Below are 14,033 nucleotides of genomic sequence, written 5' to 3'. Positions count from 1 at the left end.
ATAACCTATAAAGTTATTTATTATTACGTTTCAGTTTATAGACAATCATACCACCGCCCTTAATAAACTGCACCTTCGGGGAGGTGGGATGCGCAGGTTGGCATGTGCAAAATATCTTCTTTTAGCTTCTGCCGGATCTAAAAATATTACGCGGCTAAACCCGCTCATTTTTAGTTGATCTTCGAGCGCTTCAAAGTCAAAATGGCTTATCCACGGTTCTCCGGCCTGGGCCACTTTCTCTGCCGCTATAACGGCCCACATATCCGTACGTTTTTGCGATGCTGTAAAAACAAATTCAGTCTTCCCGGGCAATGAACCAATAAATCTGAATATTTTGGCGATAGCGTCACGCGTCAAATAAATCATCACGCCCAAACAAGCTATATACATAGGTTTACTTAAATCGAGCTTACTTTGTTTAAGAACTTCGGCAAGGTCATCCTCCTCGAGATTGATTTTAATAAAGGATACATTTTGCGGGATCTCTATACCAGCATCAATCAAATGATCCAACTTATTAGCCTGGCTGGCGGGATGATCAGCTTCAACAATAGTCAGCCCGCCGGCCCATTTGGGTTGGCGGTAGGCGAAAGTGTCCATACCGGCGCCCAGGATCAAAAACTGCGTTATACCCGCGTTGTAAGCATCGTATAGACAATCTTCCGCATAACGGCTTCTCAATACCACATGCGTTCGCATAGCCAAGGTACCGGGCAAATAAAACTCTCTTTTACGCTCAAGCAGATGCTGAATAGCATCCTCACCTATCAGTTTGAGAATAACCGGATCATCAAGCAATTTATCGTTACCATCAATAATCTGATGAGCCGCCCTTAGCATGGCTGCGCCTACCGCGGTCGAGCTGGGTATATCGTCATGCATCTTACGTCCCTTGTTGTAATATCACACAAACATCGCTTTTATCGCGCAAGGCTAGTTCCTTTAAACCCCAGGGCTGTAGTTTTACTTTGTTTAAGTTAGGATGAAAAAGTTGAGTTTCTTTTGCTGCCAATTCATTATACAATGCGTCAATATCATCCGTATCAATTCTTATTTCGGGGCGATCTTTTTTGGCAAATTCATCGTCCTCTACCAAAAACAGAGTTACGCCATCCCGGTCAATAATATAGAAAGGGGGGGCGTCTTCTTTGTACTTCACCGTAAAACCCAGGCAATCAACAAAGAGTTCAAGGCCTGCTTTAATATCTGAGTAGAAGATCTTTGGAATGACTTTATTGAGTTTCATTTTGTCGGGCAATCTAAATTGCTCTAAGTTCGCCTTTAGCAACAAGATAATACTTTACAATTGTTAAGAAATTATATTCGGTTACGAATGCGGCTCAATGATACCGCTGTAATACCCAGGTAAGAAGCTATGTGTTGCAGGGGTACGCGCTTAATGATTTCTGGATTTTGGTACAGCAGCAGTTCGTACCTTTCTTTTGGCGTATCTCTCAAATAAGAAAAAAAATGGCGCATAAACTCGGCTTGTTTATCTACGGCGCGCCTAATCATTTCATTATATAGCAATAAATCTTCGCGTATTAACTCCATGTCTTTCTGACTTAGCCAACGTAAACTAACCGGCTCAATGGTTTCAATGGTATATACACTCGGGATATTCTTCCGGAAACTTTCGGCCGAGTATACCACATCGCCCTCAAAAAAAAATTGAAAACTAATTTCCTTTCCATTGTGATTGAACCAGTTACGCACGCAACCTTTTTCTATCATATAAACTTTCCGGCTGATATCACCTTCCTTTAAAAGTACGTGCTTTGCCCCTACGTCTTCGCGCTTCCATAGGTGGTAATATTTTTTCCACGCGGCTCTGACCTGGTCGGGATGATTAATGGATACTGAAGACATATTAGTTGCTACTGGACATCTAATATAGCAAAATCATTCCATCCGTCTTATTTTGGCTTGCTAACCATGCTTTTCATTTTTCTCAAAAAAAACCAATCACCAACCTCCAATCTCTAATCTCTAATCACTACCTTTGCGGCTCAAAAAAATACCTTTCAATGAGTCAGCCCGTTGCTATTAAAAACGCCCTTATTTCAGTTTATTACAAAGATAATCTGGAACCCATTATTCGTGAGTTAAACCGTATTGGTGCCAGCATTTATAGTACCGGTGGTACAGAAACTTTTATCCGCAGCCTTGGGGTTGATGTGATTGCTGTTGAGGACCTTACCTCTTACCCATCAATTTTAGGCGGTCGCGTTAAAACACTGCATCCAAAAGTATTTGGCGGCATATTGGCCCGCAGAAGCAACGAGAGCGATAAAAAACAATTGGGGCAGTATGAGATCCCTGAAATTGACCTGGTAATTGTTGATTTGTACCCGTTTGAAGAAACCGTAGAAAGTGGCGCAGGCCATGACGATGTGATCGAAAAGATTGACATCGGCGGCATCTCCCTAATCCGCGCAGCGGCAAAGAATTTTAAAGATGTAGTTATCCTGGCCTCGAAAGATGACTACACCGAATTATACGAAATGTTAAGCTCTCAAAATGGTACTACCACTATTGATCAGCGTAAGCGTTTCGCTCAAAAAGCATTTAATATTACCTCGAACTACGATACGGCGATCTTCCAATACTTTAACCAGGACGAGCCGCTGCCGGTATTTAAACACAGCATACAAACCAGCCAGACCTTGCGTTACGGCGAGAACCCGCATCAAAAAGGTGTATTCTACGGTAACCTGGATGCCATGTTCAACAAATTAAACGGTAAAGAACTATCATACAATAACCTGGTTGACGTTGATGCTGCCGTAGCTTTGATTGACGAATTTACCGAGCCAACCATTGCTATACTAAAACATACCAACGCTTGCGGTATTGCTTCGCGCTCTTTTATCAAAGAAGCCTGGATCGATGCTTTAGCATGCGATCCGGTATCGGCTTTTGGTGGAGTGATCATTGCAAACGCCGAGATTGACGCTGCAACAGCAACCGAAATTGACAAAATATTTTACGAAGTACTAATTGCCCCGGCATATACCGACGAAGCCGTACAGATATTACAAGGCAAAAAGAACCGCATCATCCTGGTTCGTCAACCTGTTGAATTACCGGCCAAGCAATTTAAAACCCTGCTTAATGGCGTGATTGAACAAGACAAAGACAATACCGTTGAAGGCCCGGAACATATGACCCCGGTTACCAACCGCAAACCAACCGAGCAAGAGCTGAAAGATTTATACTTTGCCAACAAGGTGGTTAAGCATACTAAATCAAACACTATTGTATTTGCTAAAAACAGCCAGTTGATGTCCAGCGGGGTGGGCCAAACTTCAAGGGTCGACTCGTTGAAACAGGCGGTGATCAAAGCAGAAAGCTTTGGCTTTGATTTGAATGGGGCAGTAATGGCATCTGATGCTTTCTTTCCCTTCCCGGACTGTGTTGAGCTGGCGGCAGAGGCAGGTATATTGGCCGTATTGCAACCTGGTGGATCAATCAACGACAAGCTATCTATCGAAAAATGTAATGAAAAAAACATTTCGATGGTAACCACCGGTGTGCGTCACTTTAAACACTAATTTTTAATGATTGGTGATTAGTTGATTAGCGTTTAGTTAGGATAATCGTTCATTTAATCAACACTAATATTGATGGGTTATGCGTTGTTGATTGATTGGATGGCTTTTTTTAAATATTTTTAAAATAAACCATTCACCTAATTAACTTATTGCAACTTAATCAACTAAATTTAACAACTTTGCAAATTATTTGAAGCAAACGACAAATGGGTTTATTTAATTTTTTCACGCAAGAGATAGCGATAGATTTAGGTACCGCGAATACCCTCATCATACATAATGACAAAGTTGTTGTTGACGAACCGTCGATAGTAGCTTTTGACCGCACAACCAACAAAGTGATAGCCATTGGGCGCCAGGCCATGCAAATGGAAGGCAAGACCCACGATAATATCCGTACGGTGCGTCCGCTTAAAGATGGTGTAATTGCCGACTTTAACGCTGCCGAGCACATGATCCGCGGCATGATCAAAATGATTAACCAGGGTAAAGGATGGTTCTTCCCATCGTTACGTATGGTGATCTGTATTCCTTCGGGCATTACCGAGGTTGAGAAACGCGCCGTGCGCGACTCGGCCGAGATTGCCGGAGCCAAAGAGGTTTACCTGATCCACGAGCCAATGGCCGCTGCCGTAGGTATTGGTATTGACGTTGAGGAGCCTATGGGTAACATGATCATCGATATTGGTGGTGGTACTACCGAGATTGCGGTTATCGCCTTGTCTGGTATCGTTTGCGATCAATCCATCCGTGTAGCCGGTGATAACTTTGACTCTGATATTGTTCAATACATCCGTCGCCAGCATAACATCATGATTGGCGACCGTACTGCAGAGAAAATTAAAATTGAAGTTGGTGCTGCATTGCCTGAACTGAGCGATCCACCGGCTGATTTTGCTGTACAGGGCCGCGACCTGATGACAGGCGTGCCAAAACAGATCATGGTATCGTATACCGAGATTGCACATTGTTTAGATAAATCTATCTCAAAAATTGAAGAGGCGATATTAAAAGCATTGGAGATCACTCCACCAGAGCTTTCTGCAGATATTTACCAAACCGGCATTTACTTAACCGGCGGTGGCGCATTATTGCGTGGTTTAGACAGACGTATATCGGCCAAAACTAAACTACCGGTACACGTTGCCGAAGATCCGCTTCGTGCCGTAGTTAGAGGCACCGGCACTGCGCTAAAAAATATCGGTAATTTTAAATTTTTAATGCAGTAAATTAGAAGCAAGAATCAAGAGCCGAGAATCAAGAGGTAAACATTTACCCGTTTCTTGTCTCTTGATTCTTGACTCCAATCTCAAATAACAGATGCGTAATCTTTTAATATTCATTACAAAATACAACGCGTTTTTTCTGTTCATTATATTTGAGGTGATTGCGTTGGTTATCTACATCAAATACAACTCTTTCCAAAAGGCAACTTTCATTAATAGCAGTAACCAGGTTACCGGTAATCTGTACCAACAGGTTGGCAACTTTAAAAGCTATTTACATCTGCAGGACGTAAACGACAGCCTGGCGCGCGAGAACGCCCGCTTACGTAATCAGCTCAAAACATCTTTTTATGTCGATTCGGCTGCCAAGCATAAAGTGGTTGACACCGTTTACAAGCAGCAATATGAGTATATTGATGCTGCTGTGATCAATAACTCTATCAATCGTCGTAATAACTATCTAACTATCAATAAAGGCAGCCGCGCAGGCGTGGCTAAAGGCATGGGGGTAATTTGTCCGCAGGGTGTAGTGGGTAAAGTTGTTTTTGTGGGAGCGCATTTCTCGGTAGTGCAATCATTGCTACATAAAGAAACGGTAATCAGCGCGGCGCTTGCCGGCACCAAAGATCTTGGCTCATTTATTTGGGGCGATAATCTTGATCCGCACGTAGGCTTATTATACGACGTTTTAAATAGCGCCTCGCCAAGGCTCGGACAGCAGGTAGTTACTTCTGATCTTTCTTTATTTCCCGCCGGGGTGCCCATAGGAAAGATCTCAAACCTGCACTCAAAAAACGCCAAAGGCTCATTCCTGAATATGGATGTGATCCTGGCGGTTGATTTTAGCAAACTGCAATACGTTTATGTGGTAAACAACAAACTAGCCGCCGAGCAATTGGGATTGGAGGCCCAGCAGAAAAAAGATGAGTAGAACTATCATAGTAAACCTGCTGCGTTTTATACTGCTGGTATTTATCCAGGTTTTCCTGTTAAAAAACATTAGCCTGTATGATCTGTCTACGCCGTACCTGTATATTCTTTTTATCCTGCTGCTGCCATTCGAAACACCTAATATCTTGCTGTTTGCACTGGCATTTATACTGGGCTTAACTATTGATGCTTTTTATGATACCCCCGGCTTGCACATTACCGCTTGCGTGCTGCTTGCTTTTGTACGCATACTCTTCATCAGCATCACCGTACAAAAAGATGGTTTTGATAACGAGCCTGAGCCAACGTTAAGTAACATGGGTTTCAGGTGGTTTTTTACCTACGCGCTTGTACTTACTTTAATCCATCACTTCTTTTTGTTTATAATGGAAGTTTTCAGATTCGACGAGATACAATACACCATTGGCCGCGCTGTGCTAAGTACAATATTTACTGTATTTTTGATCTTGGTTTCGGGCCTGTTATTTTATAAAAGTAAAGAGCGTAAATGAATCAGTATTTTGAGCGGAGATACATTATTGGCGGCATATTTATTACCCTTATACTCATACTTCTTGGCCGGCTTTTCTATATCCAGATCATTGATGATAGATATGCGCTATCTGCCAGCAAAAACGTTATCCGCCCGGATATTATAAACCCGGCCCGCGGGACAATCCTTGATCGTAACGGAAAAACTTTGGTTACTAACGAACTGGTTTACGACGTTGACGTTACTCCTAAAGAAATAAAACCATTTGATACTATTGAGTTTTGTAAGTTGCTGGGTATAGACAAAGCCGAATTTGACAAACGTTTGGCTAAAGCCCGTAAATACTCGCCAAATCTGCAATCACCATTTGAGAAGCAGCTGTCGCCACAATTATACGCTTCACTACAGGAACGGCTTTCCGAGTTTCAGGGCTTCAGAGTTGTGCCCCACCCTATCCGCAGTTACCCCGATTCTACAGCAGCACAATTTTTAGGATACATTGGCGAGGTAAATGATAACACCATAGCCAAATCGGGCGGTCGCTATCGTTTGGGCGATTACATCGGTATCTCGGGTGTAGAGAAACAATACGAGAATGTTCTACGCGGCCAGCGTGGCGTAACAAACTGGATGGTCGACTCGAAAGGCAATCAAAAAGGATCGTATGCCAACGGAGCTTACGATACCTTGGCTGTTCCCGGCGAAAAACTGACTTCTTCTCTGGATATCCAGTTACAAAAACTAGGCGAAAAGCTGATGAGAAATAAGGCAGGCAGCATAGTGGCCATTGAACCATCAACCGGCGAGATCCTGGCCTTTGTAAGTACGCCCAGTTATGACCCTAATTTATTGGTAGGGCACGACCGCAGCGCTAACTACAGCAGGTTAAACGACAATCCATACAATCCATTCCAGGTGCGCCCAATTCAGGCCTTTTATCCGCCGGGCTCTTCATTTAAACCGTTGGACGCACTTATAGCCATACAGGAAGGCCTCATTACACCGCAAACTACCTATAACTGCCCGGGTTATTATGTGGCAGGTAACCGCCGCATACCGTGTTTTCACGGCGAGCGCCATGGATTAGTTAATCTGAGCAGTGCTATTGCCCAATCGTGCAACGGCTATTTTGATATGGTATTTGAAAAGCTCATCAATCGCCTGGGGCCAAAAAAAACCGATAGTGCCTTCACCGCATGGCGAAACAAAGTGGCTATGTTTGGGCTGGGCGGGAAGCTTGACCTGGATTTGCCGGGTGAACTCGCCGGCCTTTTACCCAAAGCATCGCTTTATGACAAAATGTATAAATATGGCGGCTGGCGTTCAAGTACAATTATCTCATTAGGTATTGGCCAGGGCGAATTAGGAGCTACCCCATTACAGTTAGCAAATATTGAAGCGACGATTGCCAATCGCGGCTTTTTCTATAGGCCGCATTTGATAAAAGCTATAGGCGACAAGCAGATCATCAGAAAAGAATACACCGCGAAAAATTTTGTGGGTGTAGATTCAGAATATTTTGCGCCGGTTATTGACGGCATGCAGGCTGTGGTTGATCACGGTACGGCTGCTGCCTCAAAAATACCCGGTATAATAATGTGTGGTAAAACCGGCACGGCACAGGTAAATGGCGAAGATAACTCTGTTTTCGTGGCATTTGCACCCAGGGATAATCCTAAAATTGCCATAGCTGTTATAGTAGAAAATGGCGGACAAGGTGCCAGTTGGGCTGCCCCAATAGCCAGTTTCATGGTTGAAAAATATTTACGCGACAGCATTACCGCGCGCCCTTCGGGCATTGACCCGGAGCGTTATATAAATGCTAACCTGATGCCTGATATCAATTTATATATCAGCCAACAGAAAAGACGCGCCAGGCTGGATAGCGCTCGCCGGGCCAGGGTTGATTCGATTAAGAAAGCAAAAGCCATCCAATCTGCATCAAACAAAAATAAAAAACCGGTGGTCCCAAATTATCTGACAGCTATAAAACCTAAAGATGATGAGTAACCCGCAACGCAGCTTTTTTTTTAATGTCGATTGGCTCATGGTTTTTATATACCTGGCGCTTTGCACCATTGGCGTGTTCAGCATCCACTCAGCCGTGTTTGATCCAAAAAACCCATCACTAGTAGATCTGGACACCAACTATGGCAAGCAGTTTGTCTTTGTCATGGTCGCTATTGTACTGGGGATATTTATTTTATTACTTGAAAGCAGATTTCTCTCGGCATTGGCACCCACTGTTTATGGCATTTCTGTGCTGCTGCTGCTACTGGTACTCGTTATAGGCAGAAACGTTGGTGGTAACCAGGCCTGGATCTCTCTGCCGGGCGGTTTCAGGCTTCAGCCTTCAGAGTTTGCCAAGTTTTCCACCTGCTTGTTGCTGGCGCGATATTTAAGTGCCACCAACGTTAAAATAACCGAACTCAGATCATTTGCTACCGCGGCCGCTATTATTTTCCTGCCGATGGTTCTGATCTTGCTGCAACCCGATGCAGGCTCTACGCTGGTGTTTAGTTCGCTGCTATTTGTATTATACCGCGAGGGATTATCGCCTTATTTCCTGATACTGGAAGGATTGTTCATTGCCTTGTTTGTCCTCACTATTAAAGTTGGACACCTGCCTATAATTATTGGCTGTATTATCGGTTTATCGATAATCATTATTTTGCTATTCAGACGTAACCGCAAAACTCTCGTTACCATAGGTGTCGGCACGGGGATATTAGTTGCTTTTGTATTAAGTGTAAATTTTTTATACACCAAAGTTTTAAAACCCCACCAAAAGGTACGTATTGATATTGTATTGGGTATAACCAAAGATTTGAGGGGTAAGGGTTATAACGTTAATCAGTCTAAAATTGCCATAGGCTCAGGTAAGCTTTGGGGTAAAGGCTATATGCACGGCACGCAAACCAAATACTCGTTTGTGCCCGAGCAAAGTACTGACTTTATTTTTTGTACCGTGGGCGAAGAGTTTGGCTTTGCAGGATCAGTTGTGGTGCTGGGTTTATATCTGCTGCTGGTACTGCGCATTATTTACGTCGCTGAAAGGCAACGATCGCCATTTTCGCGCGTTTATGCTTACGGCGTGGCCTCGGTTATCTTTTTCCACGTGGTGATCAATATAGGTATGACGATTGGAATTGTGCCCTCTATTGGTATCCCCTTACCATTAATTAGCTACGGCGGGTCGTCGCTATTGAGTTTTACGGTCATGCTGTTCATCCTCATCAAATTAGATTCGAACAGGATGGGTATGATCTATAATTAAAAACCCCACCCAACCCTCCCCGAGGTGGAGGACTTAAAAAACTTAAGAATATAATTTTTAAGAAGTCTCCCCTTCGGGGAGATTTAGAGGGGTGTTAACTATATCGTCTCTTCAATATCGCGTAAAACTTGTCAGCAGTTTCAGGTTTACTGTCCCAATCATTTTTTAAGGTATAGTTTTTTGTCAGGAAGCGGTTGGCCTCTTCAAAAGTATTAAAGCGATTCAATATCTCTATAGCCTCGCTGTAAGCCAGGCTATAGCCGTTAAACAGGTCTTTAATAAAGCTTAGTTTATCATTCAGGTTAATGGCAGCTTTCAGGTTGGTTACAGGCTGCGCAGCTTGCTCTGTATAACCTGGCGAGCTGGCACGTTGTGCAGACATGCGTTGATGAATGGTCAATACCTCTTCTTTATCTTGAGCCGGTTCTTCTTTTTTCTCAACTGCTTTTACTTCTTCTTTAACCGCTATCTTTGGTTCTTCTACGGCTTCAATTTCCGGTTCTTCAGCTTTCACCGGTTCTGATACAACTTCTTCAATATCTTCAACGGCAACAATTTCTTCCTCTGTATCATCATCGATATCAGCCGGATCAATTTCCAATTCATGACGAATTACCTCGGGCTCTTCCATCATAAAAGAATAGCTGTCTTTCGGTGTATCTGATGACAGGTCAATTCCCGAAGAAACTTCCTCTGTTTCCGCAGGCTCATTACGTTTTGGTTTTGGTTGCTGCACCAGGGGTTCGAAAAACTTCTCGGAAGTAGGAGCTGGTTTGGCCGGCGTAACCGGCTCTTCTGTTTTTATCGGCTCGGGTTTTGGACGCTCGGCAGGCTTTGGCGGAAATTCAAACCTTCGTTCGGGTTTCTCTACCGGTGCCGGCGGAGGCAATGCATGAATGTCTGCTTTTGTACCCACTTTGTCTGCACGGGTTTCTTCGGCTTTCTCTGCTTTAGTACGCTGATTAAGCTTGTTTAAAATCTCGGCATGGTCTGTCAGGAAATGCGCATTGGCAACAAACAGCTCCATTTCCAGGTCGTTTATAACTTCAGGATTAGTTTGGATATATTGATATTGCTCATTAAGCTCCTTCAGGATGCCACCTACCTTATTAAATACTTCCAGTTGCTTCATTACAATACTTTACGAAATGCTTACCAAAATTAAGCATTAAATTCTGATATTAGGCCTTTACAAAAAGTTTACCATGCAGCTCACCGAGGAGATTTTTAAGCGAAAGAGTGAAAACGGTGGCGGTATCGAGGTTATTTGCGGTTCGATGTTTTCGGGTAAAACCGAGGAGTTGATTAGAAGAATAAACCGTGCCCGTTATGCCAAGCTGAGCGTGCAAATTTTTAAACCAAAGCTTGATGTGCGTTACGATGAAAGCGATGTAGTATCGCACAACTCTATCGCCGTTAAGTCTACACCTGTAGGCAAATCATCAGAAATATTATTGTTAGCCGGCCATGCCCAGGTTGTTGGTATTGACGAGGCCCAGTTTTTCGACAACAAATTACCAGACGTTTGCACCACCCTGGCCAATAAAGGCATCCGCGTTATTGTAGCGGGGCTGGATATGGATTTTAAGGGCCGCCCCTTTGGCCCCATGCCTACGCTCATGGCTATAGCCGAATCTGTAACTAAAGTGCATGCCGTTTGCCTGCGGTGCGGCTCGCCTGCGCTTTACTCGTACCGACTGGTGCCGAGCAAAGAAAAAGTATTGCTTGGAGAGAAGGACAGTTATGAGCCACGTTGCCGTGTTTGTTATAATAGCAAGACTTTTTAAACGTCACCAATATAGCGCTGTCATCCTGAGTTCGTCGACGGATTGGCGCGTAATGGCATTTCCGCATCGCTCTTCTACAGGCTCAGAGTGACACCCTCCTGTTAAAATGACGAAAAACAAGCCTTATTCGTCATAATTATCACTAAAATTCGTCCCCATCCAAAACAAAACACCTATGGTTCGCTGTTATTAGTGTATATTACACCTACACTACAATGGCCAAAAAGATATTAGTAATTGAGGATGACAGAGACATTAGAGAATCTATTGTTTATGTATTGGAAGAAGAGAACTACGAGGTGATATCCTCTGAGGATTCTAAAATTCTGAGATCAATTAATGAGATCAAGCCGGATATTATATTGCTTGACAACTGGCTTACAGAATGGAAGAGCGATGCTAATGGCGAGCAATTGAGTCGCCAACTTAAGAGCGATCCATCCACCAGCCATATCCCTGTTATCATTATATCGGCAGTAAGTAATATCAAAGAAATTGCAGAAGCAGGCCTGGCCGATGCCTATCTGAAAAAGCCTTTTAACTTGACGGAATTAACAGACATTATTAAAAAGCATTTAAAATAACTATTCTTTACTTCAATATCTTACTGCTCCATTATTACTAGCGCCGATCTTGGGGGTACTTCTACATTGCCATCTGTTTCAATAGCGTCCTGCTGTTCGGGTGATGCTACAACCAATTTGCCCTGATTGTGCATATTTACTTTACAATTTACCGCTTTACGTACCGGGTTCACCAACACAATAGCCCTCTTGCCGGTTGACGTTGTAAATACCGAATATTTAAAATCGCCATTGCCGCTTACCGTCGCGCCTAAAGTGTCATGAAATTCACCATCCCATAAATAAGTACGGTACCGTTTACGTAGCGCGTCAATTTTTTTGCCATAATCAAGCGTCATTCTAAAATCAGTGATGTGGCCCTTAAAGTTATAGGGTTCATAGCTGATGATATACCTGTCCATCAAGATCAAATTCAACATCTCGCGATCATCAAATCCGTTTACCGCAACAATCAACGGCGAATGTGAATCAAGATACCGGCAAACCGGTATCGATCCGCCATTGATACGGAAATAAGACGTTGAATAATATTGCATTAGCCAATCCATATGTCCTTCGCCTGCGAATAGAAAATCAGGACTTATCTTGTCGGCTGCAGCACGCAATTGCGAAGCCAACGGCATATCGCCACTGTAAATATAGCCCGGCGCGGTGTATCCATGATCTGTCGCAAAGCTATATTTAACCGGGCCATGATGACAATTCTCATCAAACAACCATCCCGAACCACCAAGGTCTAACAGTTTTTGAAATTCTTTTGTAATGCGGTTGCGATATGCGGGGCTGACAAAATCCATTACCGCACGGCGGCGGGTATTAATGCCCGCCAGTTGCGTAGGTGTATAGTAGCTGTAGCCCCCATGCTCATAAGGTATACCATAAGGGTCGGTAGCGGCATATTTGTAAAGCTCTTTTTTGTACCAATCTTTTGTTTTATCTGCCCAGTTTAGCTTACCAAACATAATCATCTTCACACCCATCCCCTGTACCTTTTTGATCGCATCCTTCAGATCCTGAGTAGTACCCAAATTAGGATCTGTATTTTGGCTTGGGTCGCCGCCGTCCTGGCCATCTTCGTTCCAGCCTACTAATTGTATAGCGCCTATGCCGTTTTCTGCGCATTCTTTTCCGTACTGCACAATATCCTTGTATTTAACGCGATAGTCTTGCTCTGGCGAATTGATCTGTAACTGGAACCATGAATGCACATCCTGAACCCAGGCAGGCTCATGTGGCGCTTTGAACCAGGTAGCGCGCCATTTTTTGTAAATGTCTACGCCGTTATGCCAATCGCCGCTGTAGCATTGCATCACCACCGGTACCAGATCAAATTTTGTATGTGGGTGCGCAAAAATAAAATGACAGGTTCTGAACTCCATGTTTACGGCGTGCCCGTCAATCTCATCAACCTGCGGCACAGGCGAATTAACGGATTGCTCTACACCCGGATTCTGTACGAAGGTAAATTCCAATAAATATTTCTGCAGCGGATTGTGCATTTCAACATACATACCCTGCCCCGGCGTCTGTATCAGGCAAAACAAACTGCGGTTGGTGTCGAATGTTTTTATTGGCGTAAATGTGCCCCAGTAGCCTTTGTCGTTACCAAAGTTTGGAAATAGTTCTGCCGACTCTAAGTTGCCGTACCACATGGTTTTAACCTGCATTGGCGATGTTTTAGCCGGGCGGGAGAAATCGCCCAGATACGGGTAGTCAATTGTCTCAACCGTTAAATCGGAATTATTTTCTAACGATCCGCTAAACATGAGCTGACCATTATTTAAAGTTACCGTGCCTGTAAACTTCATGGGTAACAAACCACCATGATTACTGGTCAATTTATCCCAATGAATACGAACCTCATGATCAGATATTTTTTCAATACGAGCCGGCTGTCCCTGCCCCATGACGTAATTGCTTCGCTGTTTAGGCAGTGGCACCAGCATCCTGAAAGTAGTACCAAGGTCGGGTCGCCGTTCAATTACCCAATGGGTGGCTTTGCGTTCCATTCTTATCAAGGCACCCGTAGTCGCGTCAAAAGCCACCAGTAATGAGTCATCTTGAATCACAACCTCATTGGGCATAACAAATTTTGCTTGTGCATTAATAGCCGCGCATAACAAGATCATTGCTATTACTAACCGTGATACTATTTTCATGAAAACAGGTGTAAATTGGTTCA

At 43.6% G+C, this 14,033-nt stretch carries 13 protein-coding genes; 8 read left to right on the top strand and 5 right to left on the bottom strand.

Features of this window, described 5'->3' with window-relative positions; all coding sequences use genetic code 11:
- Positions 1 to 45: 45 nt before the first annotated feature.
- The 3 genes from HB679_RS08085 to HB679_RS08075 form a co-directional block, all read right to left on the bottom strand.
- Positions 46 to 882: a class I SAM-dependent methyltransferase gene (locus tag HB679_RS08085; protein WP_214071458.1), complete on the bottom strand. Its 837-nt coding sequence runs from the start codon at positions 880 to 882 to the stop codon at positions 46 to 48.
- Between the two features lies 1 nt (position 883).
- Positions 884 to 1,246, bottom strand: coding sequence for a VOC family protein (locus tag HB679_RS08080; RefSeq protein ID WP_214071457.1), 363 nt, complete (start codon positions 1,244 to 1,246; stop codon positions 884 to 886).
- 71 nt (positions 1,247 to 1,317) lie between these two features.
- Positions 1,318 to 1,869, bottom strand: coding sequence for a Crp/Fnr family transcriptional regulator (locus HB679_RS08075; protein ID WP_214071456.1), 552 nt, complete (start codon positions 1,867 to 1,869; stop codon positions 1,318 to 1,320).
- 158 nt (positions 1,870 to 2,027) lie between these two features.
- Here HB679_RS08075 and purH point away from each other — a divergent pair, with 158 nt between their 5' ends.
- From purH to rodA, 6 genes are all read left to right on the top strand, one after another.
- Positions 2,028 to 3,554, top strand: coding sequence for a bifunctional phosphoribosylaminoimidazolecarboxamide formyltransferase/IMP cyclohydrolase (gene purH, locus HB679_RS08070; protein ID WP_214071455.1), 1,527 nt, complete (start codon positions 2,028 to 2,030; stop codon positions 3,552 to 3,554).
- A 206-nt stretch (positions 3,555 to 3,760) separates the two neighbouring features.
- On the top strand, positions 3,761 to 4,783 hold the full coding sequence (locus HB679_RS08065; protein WP_214071454.1) for a rod shape-determining protein: 1,023 nt from the start codon (positions 3,761 to 3,763) through the stop codon (positions 4,781 to 4,783).
- Positions 4,784 to 4,874: 91 nt separating this feature from the next.
- A complete protein-coding gene (gene mreC / locus HB679_RS08060) occupies positions 4,875 to 5,711 on the top strand; it encodes a rod shape-determining protein MreC (RefSeq protein WP_214071453.1) in 837 nt (278 codons plus the stop codon).
- Complete coding sequence (gene mreD, locus HB679_RS08055; protein WP_214071452.1) at positions 5,704 to 6,222, top strand: rod shape-determining protein MreD; 519 nt, start codon at positions 5,704 to 5,706, stop codon at positions 6,220 to 6,222. Before mreC ends, mreD begins: the two co-directional genes overlap by 8 nt.
- Complete coding sequence (gene mrdA, locus HB679_RS08050) at positions 6,219 to 8,213, top strand: penicillin-binding protein 2 (protein ID WP_214071451.1); 1,995 nt, start codon at positions 6,219 to 6,221, stop codon at positions 8,211 to 8,213. Before mreD ends, mrdA begins: the two co-directional genes overlap by 4 nt.
- Positions 8,206 to 9,480, top strand: a complete 1,275-nt coding sequence (gene rodA, locus HB679_RS08045) for a rod shape-determining protein RodA (protein WP_214071450.1) — start codon at positions 8,206 to 8,208, stop codon at positions 9,478 to 9,480. The genes mrdA and rodA overlap by 8 nt, the downstream gene beginning before the upstream one ends.
- A 94-nt stretch (positions 9,481 to 9,574) precedes the next feature.
- Here rodA and HB679_RS08040 read toward each other — a convergent pair whose 3' ends face one another.
- A complete protein-coding gene (locus HB679_RS08040) occupies positions 9,575 to 10,612 on the bottom strand; it encodes a hypothetical protein (protein WP_214071449.1) in 1,038 nt (345 codons plus the stop codon).
- 73 nt (positions 10,613 to 10,685) lie between these two features.
- On the opposite strand from HB679_RS08040, the gene HB679_RS08035 reads away from it, so the two are divergent.
- Positions 10,686 to 11,267 carry a thymidine kinase gene (locus HB679_RS08035; protein ID WP_214071448.1) on the top strand — a complete coding sequence of 194 codons (582 nt, stop codon included), beginning with the start codon at positions 10,686 to 10,688 and terminating at the stop codon, positions 11,265 to 11,267.
- A gap of 215 nt (positions 11,268 to 11,482) precedes the next feature.
- Positions 11,483 to 11,851: a response regulator gene (locus tag HB679_RS08030; RefSeq protein ID WP_214071447.1), complete on the top strand. Its 369-nt coding sequence runs from the start codon at positions 11,483 to 11,485 to the stop codon at positions 11,849 to 11,851.
- Positions 11,852 to 11,871: 20 nt separating this feature from the next.
- Here the strand turns inward: HB679_RS08030 and HB679_RS08025 are convergent, their stop codons facing one another.
- Positions 11,872 to 14,010: a DUF6259 domain-containing protein gene (locus tag HB679_RS08025; RefSeq protein WP_214071446.1), complete on the bottom strand. Its 2,139-nt coding sequence runs from the start codon at positions 14,008 to 14,010 to the stop codon at positions 11,872 to 11,874.
- Positions 14,011 to 14,033: the final 23 nt, after the last annotated feature.

The organism is Mucilaginibacter sp. dw_454, assembly GCF_018449775.1.
Lineage (GTDB): Bacteria > Bacteroidota > Bacteroidia > Sphingobacteriales > Sphingobacteriaceae > Mucilaginibacter.
The sequence above is the reverse complement of the archived record's forward strand: the minus strand, read 5'-3'. Positions and strand labels throughout refer to the sequence as shown.